Raw genomic sequence first — 2405 nt, 5'->3', positions numbered from 1 at the left:
CCCACACCACGACCCGCCACATACAACTCCCCCACCACACCCACCGGCACCGGACGCAACCACCCATCCAGCACAAAAAAAGCTGCCCCCGATACCGGCGAGCCGATCGGTGGCGCACCCGACCCCGCGGCCAATGGCGCGCTCTTGGACGCCCACATCGTCGTCTCCGTGGGACCGTAGACGTTGATCATCACCCGCCCCGGCGCCCACCGGTCCACCACTTCAACCGGACACGCCTCGGCGCCGATCACCAACGCAGTCGACAGGCCCTCAGGCGGTAGACCCCTTACCGCAGAAGGGGTTTGGGTCAGCACACTGACCCGTTCATTGATCAACAAGTCATGGAAATCCTGGGGTGAGCCGGCCACCTCCTCGGGCACCACCACCAGCCGCCCACCATGCAGCAGCGCGCCCCAGATCTCCCACACCGAAAAGTCGAACGCATACGAATGACACTGCGTCCACACCTGCCCCGGACCCAGGTCCAGCCCGGCATCGAGTGACTCGAACAGCTGAACCACGTTGTACTGCGTTACCGCAACGCCTTTGGGGACACCGGTGGTGCCCGAGGTGTAGATGATGTGGGCGATGTCGTCCGCGGCAGGCGCCGGTAGTGCAGTGCTGGGCTGGGCGTCAATACGGGGGTCGTCGATATCGATGACCAGCAGCGCGCATCCGTCCAGCCGGTCGGCCAGACTGGCAGTGGTGATCGCGACGATAGGCGCGGAGTCCTCGGTCATGAACTCGATCCGGGCGGGCGGATGCGCCGGGTCGATCGGCAGATAGGCCGCCCCGGTCTTCAACACCGCCAAGATCGCCACGACCGCCTCAGCCGACCGCGAAAACAGCAGCGCCACACACTCGCCCGGACCCACACCGGCATCGGCCAACACGTGCGCCAACCGGTTCGCCGCCTCATCCAGCTCCCGATACGTCATCGAGACGCCCTGGCAGGTCAGCGCGACCGCCTCCGGTGTGCGTACGACTTGGGCGGCGAACACCATTGGAATCGACACCAGCGTTGGGGGCTGCCTCAACACCGCCCGATTACCCATCTCATCCAAACGCGCGTGCTCACACTCATCGAGCACATCCACCGACGACAACCGCCGGGTCGGATCCACGGTCAACGCCTTTAGCACACGGCGGAATCCCCTGCCAATCGTTTCGATGGATTCGGTGTCGAACACGTCGGTGTCGTATTCGAGGCGGAGACCCAATTCGTCCCCGACCACAGCCTGCATCGTCAGCGGGTAGTCGGTGGATTCGCGGCTGCTGAACGCAGCGATGGTCAACCCGTCGGCCCCTGTCAATGTGCTGGTGTCGACCGGGTAGTTTTCCAACACGAACAGGGTGTCGAACAGTTTGTCCTGACCGGTGATGCGGTGAATCTCGTTAAGTGCAAGGTGTTGGTGCTCAAGGGTTTTGGCGTGGGCGTGTTGCAGTTGGTCGAGCAGTTCGGCGGTGGTGGTTGCCGCGGTGATATCCGCGCGAACCGGCACCGTGTTGATCAACAGGCCCACAATCGATTCGGCGCCCGGCACTTCGGATGGCCGCCCCGAGACTGCGACGCCGAAGGCGACGTCAGGGTGGCCGGTCAGCCACATCAGCACCTGCGCCCAGACGGCCTGCAGCACAGTGTTGACGGTGGTGTGCCGCGTGCGGGCCAGCTCGTTAAGCGCCCGCGTGGTGTGTCCCGGTATCCGATACGAGGTAACTCCCCGCCCACCGCGTCCTGACCGGTCCGGCGGGCCGACCAACGTGGGGTTGTCAAAGCCGGCGAATACCTCACGCCAGGCCGCACGGGCGGCGTCAAGGTCTCGATCGGCCAGCCACGCAACAAATCTGCGATACGGGACCGCAGCGGGCAGTCGCTGCCCGTAGTAGCCGGCGAAGATCTCTTGCAGCAGGATTGGCAGCGACCAACCATCCACCACGATGTGATGGAAGGTCAGCACAAATCGGTGCCGATCGGGTGCGGTGCGGATCAACGCGGCTCGAGCGACCGGCCGTTCGGCGAGATCACAGACGGCGCCACGTTCGTCGGCGCACAGCTGCTCGATCTGCTCATCGATATCGATGTCCCCGGCTTCCAGCTGGACATACCGCCATCCCGGCGCGGGATCAGCCGGGATGATCTGCACCGGCTGGCCGAACTGTTCCGAGAATCGGGCCGCCAGGTTGGGATGCCGGTTGACCATTGTGTGCACCGCATCGCGCAGCCGGTGCCGGTCGAGGGGGCCGCTCAGCGTGATATCCAGTTGCACCGCATACAAATCGTCGCTGCCCTGCGCGCTCCTGGTGTGAAAGAGCAAACCCTGTTGCAGGGGGGTCAGCGGCAATACGTCAGCAATCCGGTATTGCTGCTGCAGCTCGTCGATCTGCTGCTGGTTAAGCCGGGCAGG

General features: G+C 64.4%; 1 protein-coding gene. It reads right to left on the bottom strand.

Annotated features, from left to right (window positions below; genetic code table 11):
• Window positions 1-2405 (bottom strand): condensation domain-containing protein (locus A5625_RS04730; protein WP_156747935.1); only part of this gene is annotated, 2405 nt, incomplete at both ends.

Origin of the sequence: Mycobacterium sp. 1465703.0 (assembly GCF_001672975.1) — a bacterium.
Taxonomy (GTDB): Bacteria; Actinomycetota; Actinomycetes; order Mycobacteriales; family Mycobacteriaceae; genus Mycobacterium.
The sequence above is the reverse complement of the archived record's forward strand: the minus strand, read 5'-3'. Positions and strand labels throughout refer to the sequence as shown.